This is a genomic window from Janthinobacterium sp. FW305-129 (assembly GCF_020858115.1).
Classification (GTDB): Bacteria; Pseudomonadota; Gammaproteobacteria; order Burkholderiales; family Burkholderiaceae_D; genus Janthinobacterium.
The window spans coordinates 121,529-147,678 of the sequence record NZ_JACYMM010000005.1; the positions used below are offsets into that span (position 1 = coordinate 121,529).

At 60.4% G+C, this 26,150-nt stretch carries 19 protein-coding genes and 2 tRNA genes; 9 read left to right on the forward strand and 12 right to left on the reverse strand.

Annotated features, from left to right (window positions below; translation table 11 throughout):
- Nucleotides 1-169 precede the first annotated feature (169 nt).
- From IGS61_RS11665 to IGS61_RS11705, 9 genes are all read right to left on the reverse strand, one after another.
- The gene (locus tag IGS61_RS11665) at nt 170-2,881 is read right to left on the reverse strand and encodes a helicase-related protein (RefSeq protein WP_230539734.1); all 2,712 of its coding nucleotides are present in this window, start codon (nt 2,879-2,881) and stop codon (nt 170-172) included.
- Nucleotides 2,878-4,884, reverse strand: a complete 2,007-nt coding sequence (locus IGS61_RS11670; protein ID WP_230539735.1) for a hypothetical protein — start codon at nt 4,882-4,884, stop codon at nt 2,878-2,880. Before IGS61_RS11670 ends, IGS61_RS11665 begins: the two co-directional genes overlap by 4 nt.
- The gene (locus IGS61_RS11675; RefSeq protein WP_230539736.1) at nt 4,881-6,209 is read right to left on the reverse strand and encodes a hypothetical protein; all 1,329 of its coding nucleotides are present in this window, start codon (nt 6,207-6,209) and stop codon (nt 4,881-4,883) included. Before IGS61_RS11675 ends, IGS61_RS11670 begins: the two co-directional genes overlap by 4 nt.
- 90 nt (nt 6,210-6,299) lie before the next feature.
- Entirely contained in the window at nt 6,300-6,941 is a 642-nt protein-coding gene (locus IGS61_RS11680) for an OmpA/MotB family protein (RefSeq protein ID WP_230539737.1), read from the reverse strand.
- Between the two features lies 1 nt (nt 6,942).
- Nucleotides 6,943-8,535 (reverse strand): hypothetical protein, encoded by a 1,593-nt coding sequence (locus IGS61_RS11685; RefSeq protein WP_230539738.1) that lies wholly within the window; start codon nt 8,533-8,535, stop codon nt 6,943-6,945.
- A complete protein-coding gene (locus IGS61_RS11690; RefSeq protein WP_230539739.1) occupies nt 8,535-9,797 on the reverse strand; it encodes a hypothetical protein in 1,263 nt (420 codons plus the stop codon). The genes IGS61_RS11685 and IGS61_RS11690 overlap by 1 nt, the downstream gene beginning before the upstream one ends.
- 1 nt (nt 9,798) lies before the next feature.
- Entirely contained in the window at nt 9,799-10,779 is a 981-nt protein-coding gene (locus tag IGS61_RS11695; RefSeq protein WP_230539740.1) for an ATP-binding protein, read from the reverse strand.
- A 399-nt stretch (nt 10,780-11,178) separates the two neighbouring features.
- Nucleotides 11,179-11,255 (reverse strand) — tRNA-Met (locus tag IGS61_RS11700).
- 142 nt (nt 11,256-11,397) lie between these two features.
- Nucleotides 11,398-11,474, reverse strand: a tRNA-Met gene (locus IGS61_RS11705).
- A gap of 186 nt (nt 11,475-11,660) precedes the next feature.
- On the opposite strand from IGS61_RS11705, the gene IGS61_RS11710 reads away from it, so the two are divergent.
- Genes IGS61_RS11710 through IGS61_RS11720 form a run of 3 tightly spaced genes read left to right on the forward strand, consistent with a single transcriptional unit; the run spans nt 11,661 to nt 13,768 of the window.
- On the forward strand, nt 11,661-12,239 hold the full coding sequence (locus IGS61_RS11710; RefSeq protein WP_230539741.1) for an NUDIX hydrolase: 579 nt from the start codon (nt 11,661-11,663) through the stop codon (nt 12,237-12,239).
- A 29-nt stretch (nt 12,240-12,268) separates the two neighbouring features.
- On the forward strand, nt 12,269-12,985 hold the full coding sequence (gene aat / locus IGS61_RS11715; protein WP_230539742.1) for a leucyl/phenylalanyl-tRNA--protein transferase: 717 nt from the start codon (nt 12,269-12,271) through the stop codon (nt 12,983-12,985).
- Nucleotides 12,986-13,045: 60 nt separating this feature from the next.
- Complete coding sequence (locus tag IGS61_RS11720) at nt 13,046-13,768, forward strand: arginyltransferase (protein WP_230539743.1); 723 nt, start codon at nt 13,046-13,048, stop codon at nt 13,766-13,768.
- A gap of 30 nt (nt 13,769-13,798) precedes the next feature.
- Here IGS61_RS11720 and IGS61_RS11725 read toward each other — a convergent pair whose 3' ends face one another.
- On the reverse strand, nt 13,799-17,122 hold the full coding sequence (locus tag IGS61_RS11725) for a S41 family peptidase (RefSeq protein WP_230539744.1): 3,324 nt from the start codon (nt 17,120-17,122) through the stop codon (nt 13,799-13,801).
- A gap of 203 nt (nt 17,123-17,325) precedes the next feature.
- Between IGS61_RS11725 and IGS61_RS11730 the strand changes: the two genes are divergently transcribed.
- From IGS61_RS11730 to IGS61_RS11755, 6 genes are all read left to right on the forward strand, one after another.
- Nucleotides 17,326-18,375, forward strand: a complete 1,050-nt coding sequence (locus tag IGS61_RS11730) for a quinone-dependent dihydroorotate dehydrogenase (RefSeq protein ID WP_230539745.1) — start codon at nt 17,326-17,328, stop codon at nt 18,373-18,375.
- Nucleotides 18,375-19,421 carry an aldo/keto reductase gene (locus IGS61_RS11735; RefSeq protein WP_230539981.1) on the forward strand — a complete coding sequence of 349 codons (1,047 nt, stop codon included), beginning with the start codon at nt 18,375-18,377 and terminating at the stop codon, nt 19,419-19,421. The genes IGS61_RS11730 and IGS61_RS11735 overlap by 1 nt, the downstream gene beginning before the upstream one ends.
- Nucleotides 19,422-19,716: 295 nt before the next feature.
- The gene (locus IGS61_RS11740) at nt 19,717-22,140 is read left to right on the forward strand and encodes a TonB-dependent receptor plug domain-containing protein (protein ID WP_230539746.1); all 2,424 of its coding nucleotides are present in this window, start codon (nt 19,717-19,719) and stop codon (nt 22,138-22,140) included.
- A gap of 216 nt (nt 22,141-22,356) precedes the next feature.
- Nucleotides 22,357-23,046 (forward strand): hypothetical protein, encoded by a 690-nt coding sequence (locus IGS61_RS11745; RefSeq protein WP_230539747.1) that lies wholly within the window; start codon nt 22,357-22,359, stop codon nt 23,044-23,046.
- Between the two features lie 130 nt (nt 23,047-23,176).
- Entirely contained in the window at nt 23,177-23,788 is a 612-nt protein-coding gene (locus IGS61_RS11750; protein ID WP_230539748.1) for an immunity protein Imm33 domain-containing protein, read from the forward strand.
- Nucleotides 23,785-24,138: an MmcQ/YjbR family DNA-binding protein gene (locus IGS61_RS11755; RefSeq protein WP_230539749.1), complete on the forward strand. Its 354-nt coding sequence runs from the start codon at nt 23,785-23,787 to the stop codon at nt 24,136-24,138. Before IGS61_RS11750 ends, IGS61_RS11755 begins: the two co-directional genes overlap by 4 nt.
- Here the strand turns inward: IGS61_RS11755 and IGS61_RS11760 are convergent.
- A complete protein-coding gene (locus tag IGS61_RS11760) occupies nt 24,135-25,067 on the reverse strand; it encodes a CysB family HTH-type transcriptional regulator (protein WP_230539750.1) in 933 nt (310 codons plus the stop codon). The two genes, IGS61_RS11755 and IGS61_RS11760, sit on opposite strands and share 4 nt — an antisense overlap.
- Before the next feature lie 12 nt (nt 25,068-25,079).
- A complete protein-coding gene (locus IGS61_RS11765; RefSeq protein ID WP_034747519.1) occupies nt 25,080-26,150 on the reverse strand; it encodes a sulfate/molybdate ABC transporter ATP-binding protein in 1,071 nt (356 codons plus the stop codon).

The window sequence follows — 26,150 nt, forward strand, 5'->3', positions numbered from 1 at the left end:
CAGGTCAGTGTCATGCAGGGGCCAGCATTGCGAAAACGCGTAGAACTTGAATCCAGACTTCGGCGCAACAGCTTGCCATATTGCGTTGATAGAACATGGACAAGCGCTACCGCGCATGCGGCAAGGGAGGGAAAATAGACGCCTCTCTTGCCAAGCTTGCCTGGCCGACCTAGCTTTTTATCGGAGAGAAGCTTGGTGCCAGTGCAGTCAATTCCTGAGCCAGCGCCTGATATTCCGGTTCAACCAGACGTGGCGGGATAACGATACCATGCAATTGCGCGCGTAAATCATCCCAGCGCTGTTGCAGAACTTCCCAGTTATATTCATCATACGTGCCCCGGAAAATAACTGGGCGTATGGTGATGCGAGGTATCGCCTCTGCTGCCACGCCGGCCTCGACGGCTGCGCGCACGTCAACGCCCCATTGACTGCCAAGCCGGTCGACACGACCAATTTGCTGCTCCACCACGCCAGGATTCCATTCAGGATGCAACAGCACGACGGTACGACAAGCTTTATGTAAATCCAGGCCTTCACGTCCTACCAACGATTGGGCTACCAACACTTTCGGATAACTGTGCTGCCGGTTGAATGCCGCTTGCAGCAAGCGCCGGGTGGGTTGTTTGGTTGCCCCCACCATCAAGCGCGCAAAGCCGCCTTCCGGATTGCTGTATTCCGCCTGCAAGCGCTGCCACAGGCCTTCCCAGCGTTTTAGCTGCATCTTTTCCTGATCTGCATCATCATTCTCTTCATTCTGACCGCCCATCGCATCGAAAAGCTCACAAAATGCCTGCGCATACGCGAGCGCACCATGTTCCCGATCCGCGTCACCCAACAGATCGGACAAGGCACGCGCCATCAGCGCCGAAGGGTGTAGTCCCTTTTTCGTCTCCATCTGCAGCCATTGCGCCTCGCTTTCGCAAAAGGCCAGGAACACCTGATAAATGGCAGATTTCTGAGCTGGCGCCAAGGCTTGCATGCCATGCTCTAGCGTCTCGAGCAAATGCCTGCGCACAGTTTCCCGCCGCCCCTGCTCGCGTTCATAACGCTGCTTCAACAAGTCATCGAGGATGGCAAAATCAACTTTCGTGCCCAACTGCTGCTGGGCCGCGCGCAGGGCACTCAATTCGTCAATCTTATGCGCTACCTTCCACTCCTCGCGATGTACCTTGGCCTGCGGCCAGGGCAAATCGTTCTCGATGCGGCGCAGCATTTCCCGCGCATTCAACAACGCTGTCAACGCATGCATGGGAATGCTGAAGCGACCAAATACCAATACCTTGCCACCCTGTTGCGTGACCTCCTCGATCGCTTCGACTGCTGCCTGAATGGCAGGATGATCGAACAAGGACTCGCCATCGTCATCAAACACGTCACCCAATGCATTGAGCCACCACTTTGCGCGCGCCGCACGTTTGTCATCGTTGTCAACTAACACCTTGCCAGCAGCGCCAGACGCAGTATCTTGCATGGCTTCAATTACATCATCCTTTTCCTGCGCGCCATCGGCCTCTATGCGTCGAATCTGATCCATCAAGCTGGCAATGCCGTGGCCATTGGCCAAGGTCAGGCGCAAACGCTTGGCCATGCCGTGCGTGGATTGACGCGCTACCAGTGAAAGCGACTCGGCCACACACACGGCATGGCGCCAGGCAGGCGCGAGCTTTTCAGTCTCAACCACGATTTCCCGTTGCTCACGGTAATCGCTCAGCGGGCGTCCCGTATGGCGCTGAAACAAGCGCACAGTCTCGTCTTCACGCTTGTCCCGGCGAATAAGGAACGGTGCCAGCTCCTGCTTGAATACTGTCGCCAGGCGGGCATAGTCCAGACGGGCGGCTTCGCTGGTTCGCCACACTTGGCGCAGACGTAACGCTGCGGCTGCATACTCTTCAATAATCTGGCTCAGGCTGGCAACTTTGAGGGGATCGAGGCCGATGCGGTTCAAAATATCCTGCCACTGCTTTGCATTGAGTTCCACCGGGGTAGCGGTCAACACCAGACGGCGAGCATCATCGGTTGCCAGCATCACCGTGCCCAGCAAGGCCGACAAGGCACTCTCGGGCGCACGGTTCCGATGCGCTTCATCGGTAATGATGAGATCAAAGACGCCAAGCCCCATGCCGACTGCCTGCTGTAAAGGCTTGCGCAAGTCCTCGCGGTTACCATACGAAGCGCTATCCCACACACCGGCAGACCAAGGCACTGTCTCGCTTATCTGCGTCAGGCGGCGCCAGCCAGGGTGTGCCTCATCGATTGGCGTGGCTTTGGCAATACCGCATGCAGCGGCCTGCATTGCCTTGTAGCTACCAGTTTCGCAACCACTGCGCGCACTCTTGTATCCGTTTGGCAAGCGTTCGCGAGTTTTCTTTCGCCACTGCGCCAGCAGTTCAGGCAGCAAGCCCCAGCGCCATGCACTGGCCGCATCGCCGAGACGCCAATTGGTCAAGCCATGGGAAACCAGCACGGCGGGCTGTTCAAACCATGGCGCCGTTTCTTTGCCTTTACCCTGCGGCTGCCACGCCTGCTGATACGCGGCCAGGCTGCGCACCAGGCCAGTGGCCGACAAACCACCTTCCAGCAATGCCTTTTGCCACTGAAAACCCAGCCCGGGCGGCACCAGAATCGCCACGCGCCCCCCTGCGCTGATGACAGCTTTTGCAAGTGCAACGGCAATGCGCGTCTTCCCCATGCCAACTTCATCGGCAATGATCATGCCTGGCGCAATCGCCAGCGAAGCCGATATTTTCACTAGGCTGGCGCGTTGCCCCGCATTTAACTGCGCAGCCGCCGGACCTTGCGATTTTTCCAATTCATTCTGTTCGGCAACCACGGTCGACAGGCTTGCAAGTACCGCGTTCCATCCGCTAAATTGCTGCTTCATGCCGTTGCTCCTATTGCTGCGAGTTCATTTACGCACCATGCTTCTTCAATACGCGCCAATGCCGCCTCATATGTCTGACCCGCCGGACTGTCGCCGGTGGCGGCGAAGTCCGGACGAAACGGAACTTGCCAAAGCGGACTCAGTGGGTTGATGGCAAGCCGTGTGAAGTTCAGCACCACATCGCTGCCTGCCGCCTGCATCAGGCATTGTTCCAGTCGATGACACCAGGCATTCCAGTTGGGCTCCTGCAAAGCTGTTTGCTTTGCGGCAATATTTTCAATGAGCTCCATCATGCTACGTATGCAATAGCGTGCCGCCGGCGATGGCGTGTGGCCACGCCCATCTTTCTTCTTGCCCCGCTTACGCTCGTCCCCCTGCATATCGTCCTCGTCATCGGGTGGCAAAGGGAATCGCAGCAACAATCCCCAGGCATCTTCCAACTCAATGGGTAACAAGGGAGTGCCAGCGATCCGTCCGTGCTCATCGATCACAGGCACGGCCGCAATCTGCGTTCTGTCCGCGACACGCCAGCGCAGCACCACTTCACGCGGCTGTGCCGATGACCAGATGTAGCGCCCGCAAGTATCAACCGGACATGGATGCGCAGCACTGTCAAGCAACTCAAATTCTCCCGCCGCTTCGACGTCGGTGCTCAGCCAGCCGCCATCCTCGCCATCCTCGCCTTCCCGCCAGACCAGGTAGGCCAGCGGTGGAGCAAGAAACAGGGCAGGACGCTCCGGCATGTTGCTACCCGGCGAGAGCGTCGTGGCATCCTCGATGCCATCTTGCTGCCACTGCACGGGCAATACCTCGCTCACCATCTGTACTGATTGCTGCCCGCGCGCGCGGCGCCATACAAGATGTTGCGGTGCAAAAACAACGCCAGCCTCCAGATTACCGCCGCCCGCGCGCATTTTCTCGACGATCCCGGGTCCCGTCAGATTGCCTGAGCCCAAGTACAACCATGGACGCAAGCACGCATCGGAGTTCGAACGATGAGTAGCGGAAAAAATGAACTTCGCATGCAGCTCTCGCGGCGCGCTCCCGAATGCAGGCGGCGCGGCGGCAGCTCGCACCGACCAACCCGCCTGCTGCAAACCCGGCATGCCGCTGTGCACGGCCTGGCAAGCAAGCGGATTAACAAAAACATCGATCTCTGCCTTGGCTGTCAGCAGATCAGCCTCGTCCAAAGCAGCCTGTATCTTGTGCAGTACCACCGGAATGCACGTGGCGTCACTCGCCGGTTCATAAAATCCTGATCCCAGTGCCAGGTAATTGCGGGAAAAAGCTCCGCCTTGCTGCCGGACCATGGTCGGTAACTGGGCAAGCAATCCCTGCTTTCGATTGTCAAAATAGCGAGGCGGCAACGTCGTGCCGCGCACCGTCGCCGTCACAGTTTGCAACCAGGTCTCCACCATATCCGCTGCCAGGTGAGATTGGCCCTCCTTGCCTGTGCTCGACGTGCCGTACAAGGCTCGGAAATCAAAGTAGCCACGCAACCAGTGCAGCATCTGCCACGCAGCACTCAGATCCACACGTCGCTGTTCGGACACGGCCGCGTGCAGATCCGTTCCAGCGAGATCGATACGCCAGACGAGATCGAGACTACGCTCCAGGCTATCCCGGGTCCAGTTGCCAGTCGAAACGAGCAAACGGATGTGCCAATCATGTGGCTCGGCGTGATGCTGAAACCCCAGCACCGCCACCTTGGCATGCAGCAACTTAAACGGCGCCTTCTTGCACAGGCCTACATGCAAGATTCCCGGCGCTTCCACCGGACGGATCTGTTCATTGCCAGGGTCCAACATGACAGCCAGCGCTATGGTGCCGGCATTTGCCCTGCCAGAAAACATCTGGCCAGTAAAACGCTCGACGGCATCGTCAAGAAATGCGGCATCAGCTGAATAGCCACAAAGCCAGCCAAAGGTGCCGGCATACCCTTCAGGTGGCGTAAAATGTTGCGTCAGCGATAATGCTGGTGGAAAGTCGCTCGCATCGCTCATGGCAAAACTCCTTGCGCTGCCGGCATGCGCGCAGCCCGCTCGCCATGCAGGTCAAGATTAAAATAGAAAAAATTGGGAATCCGCCGTGAAATACCATCTGGAAAAATAGGCATTGAGGAGGTATCCACGGCTGTCTCGATACCCGATTCTTCATCGCTGCGGGGAGCAGCCAGGGTAGCGCCCAGCGAAGGGTCGAGCATGGCACGAAATGCTGCGCCAGGAATGATGCGATCCGCACGCACTTGCAGAACCTGGCCATCGCGTTGCACCAAATTGCGCAACAGCATGGCATCGTCTGCTCCATGACATTCCATGCAGAATGTGCTTGCCACGTTGTCCGGCGTCGGATCATATTCTTGCCGCAAAAAGTTGCCTGCGCACGTACGTAAGGCCGCCAGCTTGTCAGCGAGCTGTCCCGGCAAGGCCTGCTGCAGGGCCAGTTGCCGGGATACCGGCGGGCCCATGACGACTTCCACCGCCTCCAGTAACGCAATCGCGGCATCCCTGGTCTGGAAGAACAAGGCGCCAACATGCAGATCACGCCAATGATCGGCGTCCGAAATTTCATCGGCAGGCAGGTGCCACTCGACGGTGCGGGCTCCGGAGCTGTACAGTTTCTCCATCCAGCGCAACGCATCCCGCCTGCGCTGCGCCATGCTGCCGGTGCCCAGTTCCAGCTGCTCACGCAGCCATTCACGTACGCTCAAGGGTAGCAACTCCAGTGGCGACAAGGCGGCCAGCAATAACGGCGATTTTTCGCCAATCTCGTACTGTCCAAGAACCCATCCCGTCAGGTGATCCAGAATTGTCCGGTTATGCGGTGCGAATCCGTGACACATGCGCGAGATCAATTCATACCCTTGCGGCGTGCATGCATAGGAATTGAACTGTTCGCCTGACGACGAGACCAGCCCCAAAGCCGGCAATGCCTGCACGGTCGCCATGCGCATGGGCTGCGTGACATAAAAACTGCGTTGCCGTGCCTGCGCGAAGGTCAAGGCAGTAGTTCCACGCATCTTTTGAGCTCCACGCAAACGTTCATTCGATTCCCAGCGCGTGGCGCGCAAGGCCAGCAGGCAAGCGAGCGCTTCAATGGCATTGGCCGTTTCGATATTGCTCACCACCATGTTTCGCGCCCGAGCAGCCTGAGCGACGGCGACACCCAATGTCGCCAGGAACAATTGACGCCCAAACCATACGCCCCCCATGCCTGGCACGGCAAGGTCATTAAATGTGCGTACGGCAACGCCCAAATCGAGCGTGCGCGTTCGCCGCTCATTGTTCAACCATTCCGGCGCAAGCAGCCCCCATTGCATTTCATGCATGTCAATTCCTGACGAATAAGATAGTGCCGCACCGACGCCGGTATGCGACGGCGGTGCGGGAAGGTAGACGGCGCGCGATGGCGCAGCCGATTATGGTTCAGCCGGAACGAGGCGTACTTCGACCCGCCGGTTCCTGGGGTTGCCAGGATCGACAGCGTCCAGGGGATGCGAATCGCCATAGCCGGCAACGACGACATTCTTCGCGCTGCCGGCGCTCAGGCGGCCGACCAGCAAGCGCCTGGCTTCACGCGCACGGGCGGCCGACAAGGTGTAATTGTCGTCATATACCGTGCAATAACGTTCGATATCGGTGACCGGCTTGCTGACCGCCAGATTATCGGTATGGCCTTCGACAAAGACTTGCGCGCCCTGGTTGTTGGCCAGGAAATCGGCAATCACCGCCTCCGTCTTGCCGAACAGCTCGCGTGCCTGCGGCGTGATGCACGCGCTGCTACGCGCAAAGACGCTGTCGCTCCAGGTCATCTTGCCATTGTCGATATCGAAGCGCACCAGCTGCGAAGCGCCCTGGCTCGCCATATCCGCCTGCAACTGGCCAAGCATGGTGGCGATTTTTTTGCGCTGTGCAATGCTCCCCTTTTCCGCCTGCTCGCGATGCGCCATTTCTGCCGCAGCATTCTTCAAGACGGCCATTACAAGCAGCAACATGACCACCGCCACCACTCCGGCCATCAGGTCGGAAATCGCGACCCATTCATTTGGTTTCTCTTTCATTTCAGCTCTCGGCCGTCTCAGCCTGCTGCGGACTCATTTCCGTCGCCTGGGCCGTCCGCATCAGCTCCACCATGGCGGCCAGCTCGGCAGCCACGCTGCTGATTGCCTCGCTCGAATTTTCGTTGCGGTTATTCATGCGCTTGACTTCCTGCGCGCTGGTCGACACGGCACCCAGGCTGGACTTGATATCGTCACCGAGCTTTTTCACCACTTCCGTCATGGCAGTGACTTGTTCTTCTAGCGCAACGCTGATCGTGGCGAAGTGCCTGCCAGCGGCGCTCTGGATTTTCACCGCTTCATCCAGTTTGCCAGCCATCTGCTGCATGGCGCTTCCCATGTTCTCGGAAGACTGTTCCACCGCCGCCGATATTTTTGCCGTGGCCGCCGTCAAGTCGGACGACATAGTATGAATGTTGCTGCTGAAACTGCCGTTCATATCGCGCAATGTGGCACCCAGTTGCGTCTCCAGGCTCGACAAGGTCTGCTGCATCTGGCCCGACAACTGCTGTACCGCCGTGGAGATGTCGGTCGTCGCGCCACCCAGACTTGCTTCCATCTGCTCGAGTTTCGTAGCAAAATTGTCGCTCATGCTGCTAATCGTGCCCGCCAGATCTTGCTTCACACCATCCAGCACCTGCTTCACATCGCTGCCAAATGCCTTAATCGCCACGTCCAGCAAGCCGGCGGAATGCCCGACCCCGGCGGCCGCGTCGGCCATTTGTTGCGACGACTGCGCCATCGCCTGCATGTTTTCATTGTTGGCGGCGACGAAGGCGGACAATTCCCGGCTGGTCGCCGCGCTGCTTGCAGCCATGTCATTGTTTTTATCCAGCATGGCCGACATCAGCCCGGCGATATCGGACAGGCTGGACTTGGCCTGACTTCCCAGGCTGCAACTACTCTCCAGCAAGGCGCCGTTCTGCTCGAGTACTTTCCGGTTCGCACCGAGTTCGCGCTCCAGCACGCTACCCAGCTGGGCGCCCATGGCCCCAACGGCATCGACCAGCCGATCCGTGCCCAGACTGGCGCGGCGCGCCACTTCATCCCTGGCACCGTCGAGCTGTTCTTTCATTTTGCGCACACACCAGCGCAAGCGGCGCTCATCGACGCCCATATAGGAAGAACATAGTTTCAAGGTCAGGAAACCCATGATGCCCCACGTTGAGGTCTTGAACTTGGTGCCAAGCCCTTCCATCATGTGCATCAGCTGATCCATCGAATTCTTCATGCCATCGGCCGCGCTAGTATTGTGGCTGGTCAAGATATTCGATGCACTGTCCAGCGCCAGCCCCAGGCCAAGAAACGTCCCCAGCAATCCCAGGATCAGCAGGATACCAGGCATGGTCTCGGCCAACTGCTCCGAACGCGTCGCAACCGCATGGCTGAGATCATTCACCGAGCCATGCTCGGCGTCGAGCCGGCCGGACAGATCCCCCAGGCCGCCACCGCTCCAGTTCGCCTCCCAGGAGGTGGCTGTGGCATTCTTGCGCAGCAAAATGAGCGTGGAGGCTACGCCAACGACGATGAGTACAAAGAAAAAGAGCTGCAGGGGCTCGTAGCCGGGTATCAGGAAATGCAAGATATCAAGATTCATTAATCTACCGTTACTTCGATGAGTTGATCGGCACGCGCCTGGCTGTCCTGCTCAAAAATATTCGCAAAGTCCGTGATCAGACTCTGCTCTTCTTCCGTCAGCTCGCTCCACGGTTTTCCCTTCTGGACGCACGCGATAATCAACATGCCGACACGACTCCCCTCTTCGGCGAGAAAGCCCTTGCCCTCGGCCTCCAGGGTCTCCGCATCTTGCTCCAGCATTTGCAGGAATCCCTCGGCCGCGCCGACATACTTGTGCAGGTAACGCTGATTGGCAGCCAGCTCATTGAGCTGCCGTGTCTCGGCCTCGACCGAGTCCTGCAAGCCCAGCAGAATAGTGCTGTCTTCTTCGTTCAATGAGGCCAAACGCTGTTCCATCAGCAGGCGGCGCAGCAAGGAACGGTCTTTTGCCGCCTTCTGGTTCGCTTCTGTCCACGCCACTTCACCTTTCTTCCATTTCTCGTTCCAGATCAAGATCATCTCTTCAAAAACAAAGGGAATGAGCTTTTTGCCGTAGATGGACTCCACGATGCCATCCAGGCGTTCGACCTCTGCGTCCGACAGGACTGGATCAGCCTCGAGCAGGGCGCTGCCCGTCGCGACAAGAAAAATGTCGTCTGAGGAAATATCGTCGACGCTCTTCGCGCGCTTCAAGACCCCCTCTACGCGATTGAGCAGCTTTTGCGTGGCCCGCAAACGCAGGAAATGTTCGAAGTCATCGACCCCGGCGCCGTCGAGACTGGTCTTGATGCCGCTTTGCACCAGGACATAGTTATTGATTAAGGCAGCCAGATCGAGTGCGTGGCGCTGTTCAGGGCTTGCATGTTGCTGCGCCTCCGTGAACGTTTCCTTGCGCTGCCGGGCCTCTTGCTCCTGCTCCTTGGAAAGGAAGGTTTCGCGCAGTTTTTGCGCAACGGTAATGCACCAGCGCAAGGCGCTTTCCAGTTTATTGGCCAGGTCGCCCTTCACGAAGACTTGCAAGGTACCCAGCAAGCCATCAAGGATGCCTGCCAAGCCTTTCAACCACGGATGCGGTGCGTTCTGGGCCATAGACTGCAGCAATTTACGCGCCTTGGCGACATACGGCTCTGCCATACGCCACAGCTCCTTGGCTTCGCCAATTACCGATTCGGCGCCATCGGCCATCCATACAATGGCTTTCGCTGCCGTTTCCTTCGCGGTGCGCCAGACATTTTTCGCCGCACCGACAACGGCCGATCCTACGCTACCGAGAAAATTCCCGAACTTAGAAAACAAACCCATCTTACTTCTCCTCGATTGTTTTAACGCCAAGCAACTGCTTGGCAAGTGCAGCCTGTCCATGTGCAGTACCTGCTTGCGATGCCACTTCCGCCTGGGCTGCCCTGATTTGCGTGATCGCCTCTTGCAGATTTTCAATCGCCAGCATCGCGGGCAAACGCGCCTTCTCCGCGGCAATCAGGGCTTTGGGCAAGGCCAGGCGCATCGCCGTCCGGATCTCGCGCCCAGATAAATGTTCCGACAAGGCAGCGCATTGCTGCGCGAGTTCTTGACGGTCACCCGCAATGGGTATTCCAGGAAGTAGCATTCGCTTCCATAAGCGCACGCGGGCGGCTATGTCCGGCAAGGAAAAACGGATGTGGTGGGTAATTCTGCTGCGGAATGCAACATCATAGTTTTTTGCGAAATTAGTGGCAAAAACAACGATACCGTCGAAGCGCTCTAATTCGATCAGCAATGTGGAGCGCATGGCATTGACTTCATTGTCAATGCCTTGTGTGACAGAAGAAAGCCGCTGCCCCAACAGGGTATCTGCTTCATCAAAGAAAAGCAGGCCACCGCAATCCTGTGCAGCTTGAAAGGCGATCTGGATATTTTTAGCCGTATCGCCCATATATTTACTCTCCAGATCCGCAATACTAATCTGAATAATAGGCAAACCCAGGGTTCCAGCCAGCCCTTCAGCTGCCAGTGTCTTCCCGGTTCCTGGCGGACCATAAAAATTCAGCACCGAACTGCGTCCCAGAGGATCGACTTCCGCAAATCCCCACTCCACATATATTTTCTTATGAAAACGTATTTTCGCAAGACATTCGTCAAATTGAGTTTGAGTTTCCACCGAAAAAATTACATCCCGCAATGTGGCCGCAGGTATGCGTGATGGAAATCGCGTCTCGGATATCGATTTTCGGTAGCCCGCTTCCGGTTCGGAAGCTACTACTGGTATTTCCGCATCGCCGACAATGGATTTTTTTTCACGCCGCATATTTTTCAAACAATCATAAAATGATACCGAGGTCACCTGTAAGAGGAATTTTTTAAAACCCTCAAATTATATTAAATACAAACACCAAACCGAAAGCAATAATTCAATTTCGCGATTAAATATATCAAGGCCTGCGACAAACTATGTCGCGTTGCTGGTGAATTCTGAAACCGGGATGTCACCTGTTGTACCAATGCTGCATACGGCGGGTAATACAGACGACTATGGGCTTATGCAGACGGTTCGAATGTATTCGAGAAAAAACGATACGCCCGACGCAGCGCTTGTTTAAAACAGCCAGGACGACGAGGATGTAATGGAAGGGGGAAAAGGATCACAGATCGGGACGCACAACGAAAAAACCGCTGGCCCTCTTGCGAGGAACCAGCGGCTTCGAATTGGTTGCGGGGACAGGATTTGAACCTGTGACCTTCGGGTTATGAGCCCGACGAGCTGCCAGACTGCTCCACCCCGCACTCGAATTATATACCAGATTGTTGCGCGGCGTAAAGGGCATGATTTGACAATGTCATGCCAGCCCCGCCTGCCGAAGTTTGCCGTTGGGCAGAAATGGAAAAAGCCGCTGATCTTTTGCAAGAATCAGCGGCTTTCCGGTATTGGTTGCGGGGACAGGATTTGAACCTGTGACCTTCGGGTTATGAGCCCGACGAGCTGCCAGACTGCTCCACCCCGCACTTGAATTATAAGGGCAAACGGGTGGCTTAGGCAATAGCTATCTCAACTTAGACTGCAATAGAGCTATTTAATTATAAAACCAGGCCAATTGCCGGTTGGCATTGTGTCCGCCCGTCACGCCACACAGCGCGCAATCGGTGTACAGTAAGCGTTACACCAGACACCCATTTTTCCGAAGCCTGCCCATGAAATTCTGCTCCGAATGCGCCCATCCTGTCAGCCTGTCCATTCCGGAAGGCGACAACCGTCCCCGCTATGTGTGCGCCAACTGCGACGCCATCCATTACCAGAACCCGAAAATGGTGGTCGGCTCCATCCCCGTGTGGGAAGAGGATGGCCAGCTGCAGGTCTTGCTGTGCAAGCGGGCCATCGAGCCGCGCCTCGGTTACTGGACCCTGCCGGCCGGCTTCATGGAAAACGATGAAACGACGTCCGATGCGGCCGAGCGCGAAACGGTGGAGGAAGCGGGCGCGAATATCGAACTGGGGCCCCTGTTTTCGCTGCTCAACGTGCAGCGCGTGCACCAGGTGCACCTGTTCTACCTGGCGCGCCTGCGCGACCTCGATTTCGCGCCGGGCATCGAAAGCCTGGACGTGCGGCTGTTTACGGAAGCGCAGATTCCCTGGGATGACCTGGCCTTCCCCACCATCCGCGCCACCCTGGAACTGTTCTTTGCCGACCGCGTGAAAATCCGCGAAGGCGGCAGCTACGGCTTCCATACGGGCGACATCACGCGCCCGATGGCGCGCGCGGATGCCGAGTAAGCCCCCCCTCACCTGCCAATTGACCCCGCATGATTCCCTGGCTCGACATCCACACCCCGTTTCCCGACGTCTCGCGCGCCCTGAAAGACGAGGCGCCCGGCCTGCTGGCGGCCGGCGCCGACCTGTCGCCCGCGCGCCTGCTCGACGCCTACAAGCACGGCATCTTCCCCTGGTTTTCCGAAGGCCAGCCCATACTCTGGTGGAGCACCGATCCGCGCATGGTGCTGATGACGGACGACTTCAAGGTGTCCGACAGCCTGGCCAAGGCGATCCGCAAGGTCGAGCGCAGCACCGCCACGGACGGGCGCTGGCAGCTGCGATTCGACAGCGATTTCGACGCCGTCATGCGCGCCTGCGCGGCGCCGCGCAAGGATGGCCCGGGCACCTGGATTTCCGACGAAATCATCGCCGGCTACACGGGCTTGCACAAGCTGGGCTACGCCCACTCGTCGGAGCTGTGGCTGGACGGCGAACTGGTGGGCGGCGCGTACGGCGTGTCGATCGGGCGCATGTTCTATGGCGAATCGATGTTCGCCCGCGTTTCGGACGGTTCGAAGATCGCGCTGACGCACCTCGTGCGCTTTTTGCAGGCGCGCGGCGTGACCATGATTGACTGCCAGCAAGAAACGAAACACCTGGCCTCGCTGGGCGCGGCGCCCATTTCGCGCGCCCGCTTCCTGGCCCACGTGCGCGTCGCTATTGAAGCAGCGCAAATCACCGATTGGCATGCTGCACCACCCGCATAAAAAAGCTATGATATCTTCAGGCACATTTCCATTGCCGCGGACAGACCAGACAGGATCAGCATGACGCACCTGAACGAACTACCGTTTGCCACCCTGCAGTTCTACACGACGGCGCCCTACCCGTGCAGCTACCTGGACGACCGCCAGGCCCGCTCGCAGGTGGCCACGCCATCGCACCTGATCAACAGCGACGTGTATTCGGAACTGGTGCGCAACGGCTTTCGCCGCAGCGGCATTTTCACCTACCGCCCGTATTGCGACGGCTGCCAGGCCTGCATTCCCGTGCGCGTCGTAACGCAATCGTTCACCCCCAACCGCAACCAGCGCCGCGCCTGGAACCGCCATGCCGACCTGCAGGCGGGCGTAGCCACCCTGTCCTTCCTCGACGAGCACTACGAGCTGTATCTGCGCTACCAGAGCACGCGCCACGCGGGCGGCGGCATGGACCAGGACAGCCGCGACCAGTACGCGCAATTCCTGCTGCAAAGCCGCGTCAATACGCGCCTGGTGGAGTTCCGCGAACCGGACGGCACCCTGCGCATGGTCAGCATCATCGACGTGCTGGCCGATGGCCTGTCGTCCGTCTACACGTTTTTCGATCCCGACGTGCCGGGCGCCTCGTACGGCACCTACAACGTGCTGTGGCAGATCGCCCAGGCGCAGGAACTGCGCCTGCCCTACATCTACCTGGGCTACTGGATAGAACAAAGTCCGAAGATGGCCTATAAAATCAACTTCAAACCGCTGGAAGCGCGCATCAAGGGGCAGTGGGTCGTGATGTAAAAAAAGGGGCTTGCGCCCCTTTTCCATTGCCTACTTGCTCTTGTCCGGAAACGCCGGACGTGCAGGCCGCGCGGGCGGGTTCTTCGCCAGTTCAGCCTGGATCACCTCGATCGCCTTTTCCAGCTGCGGATCACGGCCGGCGATGACGTCGGCCGGCGTTTGCTCGACTTCGATATCGGGCGGCACGCCTTCGTTTTCCACGCCCCAGCCGTTTTCGCGCGTCCAGAACGCCAGGTTCGGCGCCGTGATGGAGCCGCCATCCATCAGCACGGGGAAGCCGAGGATGCCCACCAGGCCGCCCCACGTGGCCTTGCCGATCAGCGGGCCCATGTTGTTCTTGCGGAACATCCACGGCAGCAGGTCGCCGCCCGAGCCGGCCGTCTCGTCGATCAGCATGGCGCGCGGCCCCTGGATCGAGGCGGACGGCGTCTTCATGTCGGCGCCGTAGCGCATGGTCCACCAGGCGATTTCCTTCTTCTGCAGGATCTCGATGTAGTAATCGGCCACGCTGCCGCCGCCATTGAAACGCTCATCGACGATGATGGCCTGCCTGTCCGCCTGCGGGAAGAAATAGCGCTTGAAGTAGGTGTGGCCCAGTCCCGCCGTATTCGGCACGTACACGTAGGCCACCTTGCCATTGGTGGCCGCATTGACCTTGCGCATATTGCCTTCGATCCAGTCGCGGTTGCGCAAGGCATCCTCCGTCGGCACGGGCACCACAGTGATCGTGCGCGCGCCCTTGCCGTCGGCCGATGGCCCCACGGTCAGGTCGATGGCCTTGCCGGCCGTGTTCTCGAAGGCGCTGTACAGGTTGGTCGGCGGCAACAAAGGGCGGCTGTCGACGGCCAGCAGGTATTCGCCCGCCTTGACGTTCAGGCCCGGCTCCGTCAGCGGCGCGCGCAGTGCCGGATTCCAGTTCAAGCCGCCATACACCTTCTTGAAGCGGTAATGGCCGTCGCGCACTTCATAATCGGCGCCCAGCAAGCCCCCGGGCACCTTCTTCGCCTCGATAAAGTCGTCGCCGCCGCCGCCGCGGTGGTGGCCCACGGCCAGTTCGCTGCACATCCACTGTATCAACCGGTTCAGGTCCGCGCGGCTGGACAGCTCGGGCAGGAACACGGCGTACTTGTCGCGCATGGCCTTCCAGTCCACGCCATGCATGCCCGGGTCATAGAAGTAATCGCGGTTGATGCGCCACACTTCATTGAAAATCTGCGTCCACTCGGCGCGCGGATCGGCCTTCACCTCGATGGCGTCGACCTTGATCTTGCCTTCGCCGGGCGCCAGCAGCTTGCCCGTTGCGCTACCCATGGCCCAGTTGTCCTTCTGGCGGTACAGCAGCTTCTTGCCGTCGGCCGAGACCTCGAAATCATCGGCTTCGGCCACCACGGTTTCCGCCTTGCGCTCCTTCAGATCGAAGCGCTGCACGGCCTTCTTGCCGTCGCTTTCGCGCAACAGGAATATCTGCCCCGCGGCGCCGGCCGTCAGGCTGGAAAACTGCGCGGCAGGCAGCGGCAGGTCGACGATGCGCGTGGCGATACCGTCGAAATCGATGTGGATCGGCGCCACGGGCGCCACCGTCACTTTCGGGTCGTCGCGGCCCGTCTTCGGATCGGTCTTCGGCTCGTTCTTAGGCTCGTTCTTAGGCTCCGCTTCCGCCTTCGCCGTGTCTTTTTTACTCTCCGCGCCGGCGGCCTTTTCCTCATCGCTTTCCTTGATCAGCGGCGACGGCAGGTCGCGCCGCAGCACAGCCATCCACACGGTGCGCGTCACCAGGTTGTCCTCATTCTGCTGCGAGAACCAGTTGTTGCTGGGGCCAGCATTCGTCGACGCGAAGAAGTACAGGTATTTGCCGCTCTTATCGAACACGGGCTGGGCCACGTCGGACAGGCCATCGGTGACGGGCATCGACTTGTTCTGCTCGACGGAATAGATGTAGGCGCTGCGCGTGTAGGTGGGCGAATTGAGCGTGTAGGCCAGCCAGCGCGAATCGGGCGCCCACGAAGCGCGCATGCTCTTGTCGACGCCATACATCGGCTCCGTGGCGATCTTTTGCACCTTGCCGTTGCCGACGTTGATCACGTACATGCTCCAGCCATTGTCGGCAAACGCGATCTTCCTGCTGTCGGGCGACCAGACGGCGTTGTCATAGAAGCCGCTGCCATTGAGTTTGAACTTGCGCACGGCGCCCTTGCCGTCCTGCGCGCGCACATGCAGCTCGTATTCGCCCGATTCGTCGGAAAAATACGCGACCGAGCGGCCATCGGGCGACCAGATCGGCGTGCGCTCGTGGGCGCCGGCCGTCTGCGTCAGGTTGCGCACGTCGCCCTTGTCGGCGGGGATGGTGACGATCTCGCCCCGGTATTCGAAGGCGACCCTGGCGCCCGACGGCGAAATCGACGCGTCGCGGATGTATTTCGCATTCTTCACCCAGCGGGGGCGCGTCTGTCCCAGGTCGCTGGCCACGCCGATGGTCAGCTTGCGCGCCTGGCCGCTGGCGATGTCAAACGAGTGCAGATAGCCGGCCTGCTCGTAGACGATGGTGCCGTTCGCGGCCGACGCGTTGAGCACGGGGAAATCCTTGTGCTGCGTCAACTGGCGCACGGCCTTCGTCTTGACGTCGTAGGCAAACAGGTTGAATTCGCCGTTGCGGTCGGAGCGGAAGTACACGCTGTCGCCTATCCACATCGGGTCGACGTCGTTCGAGCGCGTCGTCGGCTGGGGGATTTTTTCGATCGACTTGTCGCTGGACGAAAACAGCCACAGCCAGGAATTGGTGCCGCCCCGGTAGCGCTTCCACTGTTTGAAGGCGGGCATCAGGGGGTTGTAGGCGATGCGCTTGCCATCGGGCGAATACGTGGCGCGCGACGCGTTGGGGATTTCCAGCTGGGTTTCCACGCCGCCCGCCACGGGCACCGTGAACAGCTTCTGGAAGCGGTTATTGAAGGCGGCGCGGGGCGAGGTGAACATCACGGCCTGGCCATCGGGCGTGAACGATTGCGCCAGATCAACACCCGGGTGGAAGGTCAGGCGGCGCGGCACGCCGCCGGCCGCCGCTATTACGTACACGTCGACATTGCCGTCGATGTTGGCGCTGTACGCGATCAGGCTGCCGTCAGGCGAAAAGACGGGATTGGACTTGTCGCCCAGGTCCGACGTCAGGCGCCGCGCGCCGCCGCCGTCGAGGTTCGACAGCCACAGGTCGCCCGCATAGATGAAGGCGATGTGGCGGCTGGAGACGGCCGGTTCGCTCAGCATGCGCGTATCTTGCGTATTGGGCAGGGCCAGGGCCGGGTAGCTCAGCAGCAATGCGCTGGCGGCCGCGATGGCGGTGAGGATGCGTGTCTTTTTCAATCGATGTCTCGCTTATGAAGTCAAGGGAACAGGGAAGAAACAGGAAAGTCCAGGGCCCGATGCAGATTATCAAGGGATCAATATTGCATCAGACCAACAAGAACTATACACCCGGCCGCCGCGCGGAACACGGTAAAATACGGCACTTATTTCGCGCGCCGCCAGCCCTTCCCGGCGGCCCGCACACCTACTCAAAGCGCCCCATGTCTGAAAAATTCCTGTACTCCCTCGCCCGCCCGCTGCTGTTTTCGATGGATGCCGAAGCGGCCCACCATTTCACCCTGCCCGCCCTGAAACGCGCCAGCGCGCTGGGCCTGACGAAGCTGGCCGGCAAACCGGCTGCTGACCCGCGCACGGTGATGGGCATCACTTTCCCGAATCCCGTCGGCCTGGCCGCCGGCCTGGACAAGGATGGCGCCTACATCGACGCGCTGGCCGACCTGGGTTTCGGCTCCATCGAAGTGGGCACCGTCACGCCGCGCGCGCAGGCGGGCAATCCGAAACCGCGCATGTTCCGCCTGCCGCAGGCGCAGGGCATCATCAACCGCATGGGTTTCAATAATGGCGGCGTGGACGCGTTTGTCGCCAACGTGCAGGCATCGAAGTTCTACCAGGAGCGCGCTGGCGTGCTGGGCCTGAACATCGGCAAGAACGCCGATACGCCCATCGAGCGGGCCGCCGACGATTACCTGCTGTGCCTGGAAAAAGTCTATCCGTACGCCAGCTATGTGACGGTGAACATCTCGTCGCCGAACACCAAGAATTTGCGCCAGCTGCAGGGTGCGTCGGAACTCGACGCCCTGCTGTCGCAATTGAAGGATGCCCAGGCGCGCCTGGCCGACAAGCACAAGCGCTACGTGCCGCTGGCCCTGAAAATCGCGCCGGACATGGATGGCGAGCAGGTGAAAAGCATCGCCGAGTCGCTCACGCGCCACCGCATCGACGGCGTCATCGCCACCAACACGACCCTGTCGCGCAGTGCCGTCGAAGGCATGCCGCACGGTGCCGAAGCGGGCGGCCTGTCGGGCGCGCCCGTATTCGAGCTGTCGAACAATGTCATCCGCTTGCTGAAGGCGGAACTGGGCGACGCCCTGCCCATCATCGGCGTGGGCGGCATCATGCAGGGCAAGGATGCTTTGGCCAAGTTCGAGGCGGGCGCGCAGCTGGTGCAGCTGTATAGCGGCCTGATCTATGCGGGTCCCGCCCTGATCAAGGATTGCGCGCGCGCGCTGCGCGGCAGGCAGCCGGCATGATAGCCAAGGTCAGACTCGGTTCCAGCGGCCTGGAAGTGAGCCGGATCTGCCTGGGCACGATGACCTTCGGCGAGCAGAACAGCGAAGCCGAAGCGCACAGCCAGCTCGATTACGCGCTGGAACGGGGCATCAACTTCATCGACACGGCCGAAATGTATCCGGTGATGGCCAGCGCGCAGACGCAGGGCAGCACCGAGCGCTACATCGGCAGCTGGCTGAAGAAAAGCGGCAAGCGCGGCGAGATCGTGCTGGCCAGCAAGGTGGCCGGGCCGAACTCGCGCATGCACTGGATACGCAAGGGCAAGACGGATCACGACGCGGTCAACATCCGCGCCGCCATCGAAGACAGTTTGCGCCGGCTGCAGACGGAGCACATTGACCTGTATCAATTGCACTGGCCCAGCCGCAACCTGCCCATCTTCGGCGCCAGCGTGTACAACCCGCGCAAGGAGCACGCGTCGGTCGCCATCGAAGACACGCTGGCCGTGCTGGGCAAGCTGGTCGACGAAGGCAAGATCGGCCACATCGGCGTGTCGAACGAATCGTCGTGGGGCGTGTGCGAATTCATCAAGCAGGCCGAGCTGAAAGGCTTGCCGCGCATCGCATCGATCCAGAACCTGTACAACCTGACGGCGCGCCATTTCGAGACGAGCTTGCTCGACGAAACATGCCACCGGGAAAACGTCAGCTTGCTGGCCTACAGCCCGCTGGCGTTCGGCCAGCTGACGGCGAAATACCTCGACGATCCGCAAGCCCAGGGCCGCCTGACGCGCTTCCCGGCCGGCTGGAGTCCCCGCTACGTGCGCCCCGCCACCATCGAGGCGGCCAGCCAGTACGCGGCGCTGGCCCGCGCGCACGGCTTGACGCCGGCGCAGCTGGCGCTGGCCTGGTGCTACTCGCGCTGGTTCGTCGCCTCGACCATCATCGGCGCCACCAGCGTGGCGCAGTTGCAGCAAAATATCGACGCCCATCAAGTCGCCTTGTCGCCGGAACTGGTGGCGGCCGTCGACGCCATCCACGCCAGAGCGCCCAATCCGGGGCAGTAAGCCCCGCCGTCTGGCGGCGCGTGCCGCCGCCAGACTTCCCACGCCCATCGCAGATAGTCGTATTTATACAACAGCCGGTAATTTACTGCTGTGCAGCATTGCGGCCTTGCCGTACCCGGTCGTATGCTGGAAACGAGGCCATATGCGCTACGCGCACCATGTCGACGTCTTTCAGATATTTATTGCATATCGATAGACAGAACGATTCGTAAGCACGCCGCGTGCCCACTGTTAATCTGATTGCATCACCGGACCGCCATGGTCCGCGCAACCACCAACCGAAGAGATATCGTCGATGAGTTCAAGCAACGCCCGCTCCCAGCATCCCGCCCTCCCCGTGAAAACCGTTATCGCCGCCAGCCTGATCGCCTGCTTCAGCCTGCCCATGCAGGCGCAAGCGCAGCAAGAGCTGCCGGCCGAAGGCGAATTGCAATCGGTGGTGGTCACCGGCACCTTCGCCAAGAACCGCCGCACCATCGATTCCGAATCGCCGATCGACATCCTCACCTCGCGCGACCTGCAAAGCACGGGTTCGGGCGAACTGGCCACCGTGCTGGCGCGCCTGCTGCCCTCGCTGAACTTCGCCCGCGCCACGGGCGCCGACGCCAGCGACGCCGTGCGTCCGGCGCAATTGCGCGGCCTGTCGCCCGACCAGACCCTGGTGCTGGTGAACGGCAAGCGCCGCTATACCTCGGCCGTGGTCAACGTCAACGGCTCGCTGGGCCGCGGCTCGGCGCCCGTCGACCTGAACGCCATTCCCCTGGCCGCCATCGACCACGTGGAAGTGCTGCGCGATGGCGCGGCGGCCCAGTACGGCTCCGATGCGATTGCCGGCGTGATCAACATCATCCTGAAAAAAGGCGCGGCCGGCGGCGACATCGAAGTGGGCTATGGCCAGACGCAGGAACGCGACGGCAAGCAAAAATCCATCAAGGGTTCGGCCGGCTTCGCCCTGGGCGACGACGGCTGGGTGCGCGTCTCGGCCGAAGTGGCGGAACGCGATCCGACCAACCGCGCCGGCGCCGACTTCCGCAATCCGCTGGAGCCGCGCTACGGCAAGGTCAACCAGCGTTATGGCGACCCGGAAAGCAAGCCGGCAACGATTTTCCTCAACAGCGAATACCATATCAGCGACAACCTCGACTGGTATGCCTTCGGCAACTACGGCAAGCGCGACACGTCGGCCGCCGCTACCTGGCGCACGGCGCTGATCACGGACCCGAACAATTCGAAGCTGTTCGTCCAGCGCACGCCGATCTACCCGGAAGGCTTCTTGCCGCTGCAAAACAGCACCCTGACGGACCAGTCCTTGGTGACGGGCTTGCGCGGCGAGGCGGCCGGCTGGCGCTGGGATGCCAGCCTCAATTACGGCAGCAACAAGTTCGAGCTGGACCTGGACAACACGGTCAACCAGTCGCTGGGCGCGAACAGCCCCACGCACTTCTATGCCGGTTCGCTGAAAAATGAACAGACCGTATTCAACCTCGATGCGGCGCGCGAATTCCCCGTGGCCGCCTTCTCCGGCCCGCTGACGGTGGCCGTGGGCGCCGAAGCACGCCATGAAAAATACACGATCGGCGCCGGCGACGCAGCCTCGTACACGGGTAGCGGCTCGCAAGGCTTTGCCGGCTTCCGTCCCGCCAACGCGGGCAGCCACTCGCGCCACAACGAGTCGATCTATGTGAACCTGGAAGCGGAAGCGACGAAGAAGCTGTCCGGCGGCGTGGCCCTGCGCCATGAGCGCTACAGCGACTTCGGCAGCACCACGTCGGCCAAGGGTTCGGCCCGCTATGCGTTCACGGACGCGCTGTCCCTGCGCGGCACGGTGTCGAGCGGCTTCCGCGCGCCATCGCTGGCGCAGCAGTACTACACCATCACCACCACCAATTTCCAGGTCGTCAACGGCGTCAACACGCCGATCGAGACGGGCACCTTCGCCGTCAACACGCCGCAGGCGCGCGCCCTCGGTGCACAAGACCTGAAACCGGAAAAGGCCCGCAACTACAGCCTGGGCCTGCAATTCCAGCCCAACCGCAACTTCACCACGACGGTGGATGCCTACCGCATCGACATCGACAACCGTATCCTGTTTTCGGCCAATCTGATCCTCAACAATGATTTGAAGAGCATCCTGGCCGCGCAGGGCACGCCCGTGGGTTCGGGACGCTACTTCACCAACGCCGTCGACACGCGCACGGAAGGCGTGGACATCGTCAGCACCTACCGCATCGACCTGCAGGACAAGGACCGCCTGGATCTGACCGTGGCGTACAACCACAACAAGAGCACGGTACGGAAAATCGCCGACAATCCGGCCATCCTGACGGCCAACAACCTGAAACTGATCGACCGCCAGAGCATCGACCGCATCACGGTGGCCTCGCCGAAGGACAAGTTCAGCCTGGCCGCCGACTACGGCTTCGGCATCTGGAATGCGCACGGCGTCGTGACGCGCTACGGCAGCTTCACCGTGCCGCAGAACGACGTCAAGCTGGACCAGACGTATGACCCGCAATGGGTGCTGGACGTGTCCGGTTCCGTGAAACTGGGCAAGAACTGGCGTCTGGTGGCCGGCATCGACAACGTCACCAACCGCTACCCGGCGCAAGTGACGAGCAACGGTAACCTGAACGTCAACGGCACCCAGCCCTACAGCATCTTCGCGCCAAACGGCTTCAACGGCCGCTATTACTACGCAAAGGCTGGCTATAGCTGGTAAAAGAACTCAGTCAAGAGTGTAACGACACAAGCCCGGCCAATGTGCCGGGCTTTTTTGCGAGCATGATCGCTGTGCATGAAAGCTTGATACAGCGCAGCGACAAACAAACCAACCGCGCGGCACCATCCGGAAACTGCTAGTCTTTCATGAGCATCCCTCAGCATCAACACAGCTTACCCAACGATTTTTTTCATAACATCAACATGGGGCAATATCATGCTCAAGATTATGCTCGTCGGATGTATCGCGCTTTCGCTCAGCGGCTGCGCGTCGCAACTAGGAACGCTGTTCAATCGTCCGGTGGTGGAAGATAGCGTCGAAAAAATGCCTGGCGTCTTTTCACTGTCAGCTGATCGACGAACCGTCATTTTTGTCGTGGACGATGGCGCTACCTCAGATACAAATACTCCCGGCATCAAGAGTCGGGCACGTTTCTGTGCGGAGCCTCCGCCCGACACGGCGAACGGCATCAAGGCAGCGTTAAACGGCAATATCAATGTGAATGGCAAAACCGCCCTCACCGGCAATGCTGATTTCGATGACGAGTTCACAACGACGGTGACCGTCCTCGCTGACAGGACGGCGGCGCTGGACGCCTACCGCACCGGTGTCTACGCCCTGTGTCAGTACCATTTGAACGGCGCCGTGAGTCAAGACGAAGTCGCCAGGCTATTTACCCATCTCACCGACACCTTTCTGAAGGTGCAGCAAGCCCAGCAAGTGCAAACGACAGCGGCCAATATCGAGGCCAAAAAAGCACAACTGGCGCGTGCAGAACTGGAAGTCAAAAACAGCGAAGCACAAGCACAGGCGCTGATGCAAACCCGCCAGCAGGAACAAACACATCAAGTTGCCATTGAACAAGCCAAGGCACAGCATGCAGTCACAGCAACACCGGCCAAATAAGCGGTTCTTGCCACAGGCTCGCCAAGGTGGGCAAGATGGCGGCTGCGCGCGCAGTCTGTTGCCATGCGGGTGGCCATCCTGGCCCGCAATCGGCTACCATGGGTGCTACTCTTCTTGAGAACGGATCACCATGCCCAGCTGGCACCTGGCCGATGCCGCCGAACTGGCGGCGCGCCATCCCTACACTTTCTATAAATCGCCGCCCGAGGCCATCGCCCAGGTGCGCCCCGGCGAGGTGGTCAAGCTGATCTTCGCCTTCCACAGCGACGATCCGCAGGCGCCGGGCGCCGAGCGCATGTGGGTGCTGGTCGACACGGTCGAGGCAAATGGCCACTTTACGGGCAAGCTCGACAACATGCCCGGCTACATCGCCGATCTGCGCGCCAAGGACCCCGTCGCTTTCGCGGCGCGCCACATCATCAATACGCAGCACGACGATGACGACAACCTCGTCAACCGCTACGCGGGCCTGTGCTTCGTGACGAAAAAAGTGCTGGAAGACGGCGCGCCCGTCGGCTACCTGTACCGCGAGGAGCCGGACAACGCCGACGACAGCGGCTGGCGCTTCACGGCCAACGACGAAAGCGACGACTACATCAACGACAGCGCCAACGTGGCCCTCGTCTCGCTGGGCGCCGTGCTCGGCGTGGACGACCGTTTTATTAAGCTGCTGGACGCTCCGGCCGGCGCGGCCTATGCCTTCGACCATAGCACGCAACAATTCATGGCGGTTGACGAATGACAAACGATGATCTGAAAGACTTTTGCGCAGCCCTGCCCGGCGCGCAAGCCGTGCTGTACGGTGCGCCGTCGAACATCCTCGTGTATGAAGTGGGCGGCAAGAAATTTGCGTATTTCAAGACCAGCATGCCCGAGCAGTGGCGCTTCAGCCTGCGCGTCAGCGCGGAACGCTTTGTCGAACTGACGGACATGCCGGGCGTGAAACCGGCCCGCTACATGGGCCGCTTTCACTGGGTCACCATCGTCGATGTGGCGCGTTTTCCTACCGATTACCTGGTGGAACTGGTGCAGGATAGCCATGCGCGCGCCGTGGCCAGCCTGACCCGCGCGCAGCGGGCCGCACTGGCTTAAAGCGCGTCCTCGCCCGCCATGGCGCGGTCGATGTCTTCGCGCGTCAGGTCCGGCGCCAGTTGCAGGATGAACTCGTAGGCATACGCGCGCAGGTAGGCGCCGCGGCGCACGGCCAGGCGCGTCGTGTTGGTGGCGAACAGATGCGACGCTTCCACGGCCCGCAGCCCCTTGTCGCGGCCATGGTCGAAGGCCATCGAGGCGACGATGCCCACGCCCAGGCCCAGCGCCACGTATTGCTTGATGACGTCGGAATCCATGGCCGTCAGGATGATGTCGGTGGCCACGCCCGCCTTGGCGAACGCGTCGTCGATATGGCCCCGGCCCGTGAAACCCTTGTCGTAGGTAATCAAGGGATACTTGGCCAGGTCTTCCAGGCGGATCGGTGTATGCTCGAGCAGCGGATGGCCGTCCGGCACGACGATCAGATGGCTCCAGCGGTAGCACGGGAAGGACACGAGGTCGGGGAACTGGCTCAAGCCTTCCGTAGCGATGCCGATATCGGTCTTGCCGGACAATACCCATTCCGCGATGTGCTCGGGTGCGCTTTGTTGTAGCGCGATGCGCACGTCGGGGAATGCGGCGCGGAAACTTTGCACCACTTTCGGCAGCGCATAGCGCGCCTGCGTATGCGTGGCCGCCACGGACAAGGTGCCACTGGTCTGGCCGCTGTATTCGAGGCTGGCCTGCTGCAGGTTTTCCGCCTCGATCAGCAGGCGGTCGACGATCTTCAAAATGCCCTTGCCCGGCTCCGTCAAGCCCGTCAATCGCTTGCCGTTGCGCTCGAAGATGACCACGCCCAGCTCGTCCTCGAGTTCGCGGATCTGCCGGCTCACGCCCGGCTGCGACGTGAACAGCGCATTCGCCACTTCCGTCAGGTTATAGCCGCGGCGGGCCGCTTCGCGGATCGATCGCAATTGTTGAAAGTTCATGGCTATCCTGTATTAAGTTCGGGTGGGTTCAACAAATACGTGCAGGCGTTTCGGACGGACTACCAGCGTTTCGCCTTCCTTCAGCTGCAGATGGGTAAAACGCTCGTTCGACATCACCGCTTCGATCAGTTCGCTGTTATCGACGCGCTGCAAGTCCAGCTGGGCCAGCGGGCCGATCGCATGGGCGCGGCTCAGCTTCACGACGATGCCTTCCGCGCCCTGCGTGTAGCGGTCGATTTCCAGGTCGTGCGGGCGCACATAGGCCGTGCCCTTGCTGTCGCTCACGCCCGCATAATCGGGCACTTCGAAGCTGGCGTCGCCCGTGGCCATCACGCCGTCATGCACGCGGCCATGGAACAGGTTGACGTTGCCCAGGAAACCGTACACGAACGGCGAGGCCGGGTGGTTGTAGACTTGCTCTGGGGAACCGAGTTGCTCGACGGTGCCCTTGTTCATCAGCACCACCTGGTCCGCCACTTCCAGCGCCTCTTCCTGGTCATGCGTGACGAAAATGCTGGTCACGTGCAAGTCGTCGTGCAGGCGGCGCAGCCAGCGGCGCAATTCCTTGCGCACCTTGGCGTCGAGCGCGCCGAACGGTTCGTCGAGCAGCAGCACGCGCGGCTCGACGGCCAGCGCGCGCGCCAGGGCGATGCGCTGGCGTTGTCCGCCCGACAGTTGCGGCGGATAGCGGTCGGCCAGCCAGTCCAGTTGCACCAGCTCCAGCAAATCTTTCACTTTACGGCGGATCTGGTCTTCCGACGGGCGCTCGCTGCGCGATTTCACGCGCAAGCCAAACGCCACGTTTTCGAATACCGTCATGTGCTTGAACAGCGCATAGTGTTGAAACACGAAACCGACTTGCCGCTCGCGCACGTGGCGGTTCGACGCGTCTTCCGCATCGAGCAGCACCTGGCCGCTGTCAGGATGTTCCAGGCCGGCAATAATGCGCAGCAAGGTTGTTTTACCGCAACCCGACGGGCCCAGCAGGGCCGTCAATTCGCCAGCGGGAAAGTCCAGCGAGATATTGTCGAGGGCGACGAAATCGCCGAAGCGCTTGTGGATGTTTTTAACTGCGATGGTCAT

Coding starts and splice junctions, on each gene's coding strand:
- IGS61_RS11665 (WP_230539734.1), bottom strand. CDS start 2,881: ATGAAGCAGCAATTTAGCGGATGGAACGCGGTACTTGCAAGCCTGTCG.
- IGS61_RS11670 (WP_230539735.1), bottom strand. CDS start 4,884: ATGAGCGATGCGAGCGACTTTCCACCAGCATTATCGCTGACGCAACAT.
- IGS61_RS11675 (WP_230539736.1), bottom strand. CDS start 6,209: ATGCATGAAATGCAATGGGGGCTGCTTGCGCCGGAATGGTTGAACAAT.
- IGS61_RS11680 (WP_230539737.1), bottom strand. CDS start 6,941: ATGAAAGAGAAACCAAATGAATGGGTCGCGATTTCCGACCTGATGGCC.
- IGS61_RS11685 (WP_230539738.1), bottom strand. CDS start 8,535: ATGAATCTTGATATCTTGCATTTCCTGATACCCGGCTACGAGCCCCTG.
- IGS61_RS11690 (WP_230539739.1), bottom strand. CDS start 9,797: ATGGGTTTGTTTTCTAAGTTCGGGAATTTTCTCGGTAGCGTAGGATCG.
- IGS61_RS11695 (WP_230539740.1), bottom strand. CDS start 10,779: ATGCGGCGTGAAAAAAAATCCATTGTCGGCGATGCGGAAATACCAGTA.
- IGS61_RS11710 (WP_230539741.1), top strand. CDS start 11,661: ATGAAATTCTGCTCCGAATGCGCCCATCCTGTCAGCCTGTCCATTCCG.
- aat (WP_230539742.1), top strand. CDS start 12,269: ATGATTCCCTGGCTCGACATCCACACCCCGTTTCCCGACGTCTCGCGC.
- IGS61_RS11720 (WP_230539743.1), top strand. CDS start 13,046: ATGACGCACCTGAACGAACTACCGTTTGCCACCCTGCAGTTCTACACG.
- IGS61_RS11730 (WP_230539745.1), top strand. CDS start 17,326: ATGTCTGAAAAATTCCTGTACTCCCTCGCCCGCCCGCTGCTGTTTTCG.
- IGS61_RS11740 (WP_230539746.1), top strand. CDS start 19,717: ATGAGTTCAAGCAACGCCCGCTCCCAGCATCCCGCCCTCCCCGTGAAA.
- IGS61_RS11745 (WP_230539747.1), top strand. CDS start 22,357: ATGCTCAAGATTATGCTCGTCGGATGTATCGCGCTTTCGCTCAGCGGC.
- IGS61_RS11750 (WP_230539748.1), top strand. CDS start 23,177: ATGCCCAGCTGGCACCTGGCCGATGCCGCCGAACTGGCGGCGCGCCAT.
- IGS61_RS11755 (WP_230539749.1), top strand. CDS start 23,785: ATGACAAACGATGATCTGAAAGACTTTTGCGCAGCCCTGCCCGGCGCG.
- IGS61_RS11760 (WP_230539750.1), bottom strand. CDS start 25,067: ATGAACTTTCAACAATTGCGATCGATCCGCGAAGCGGCCCGCCGCGGC.
- IGS61_RS11765 (WP_034747519.1), bottom strand. CDS start 26,150: ATGACCATCGCAGTTAAAAACATCCACAAGCGCTTCGGCGATTTCGTC.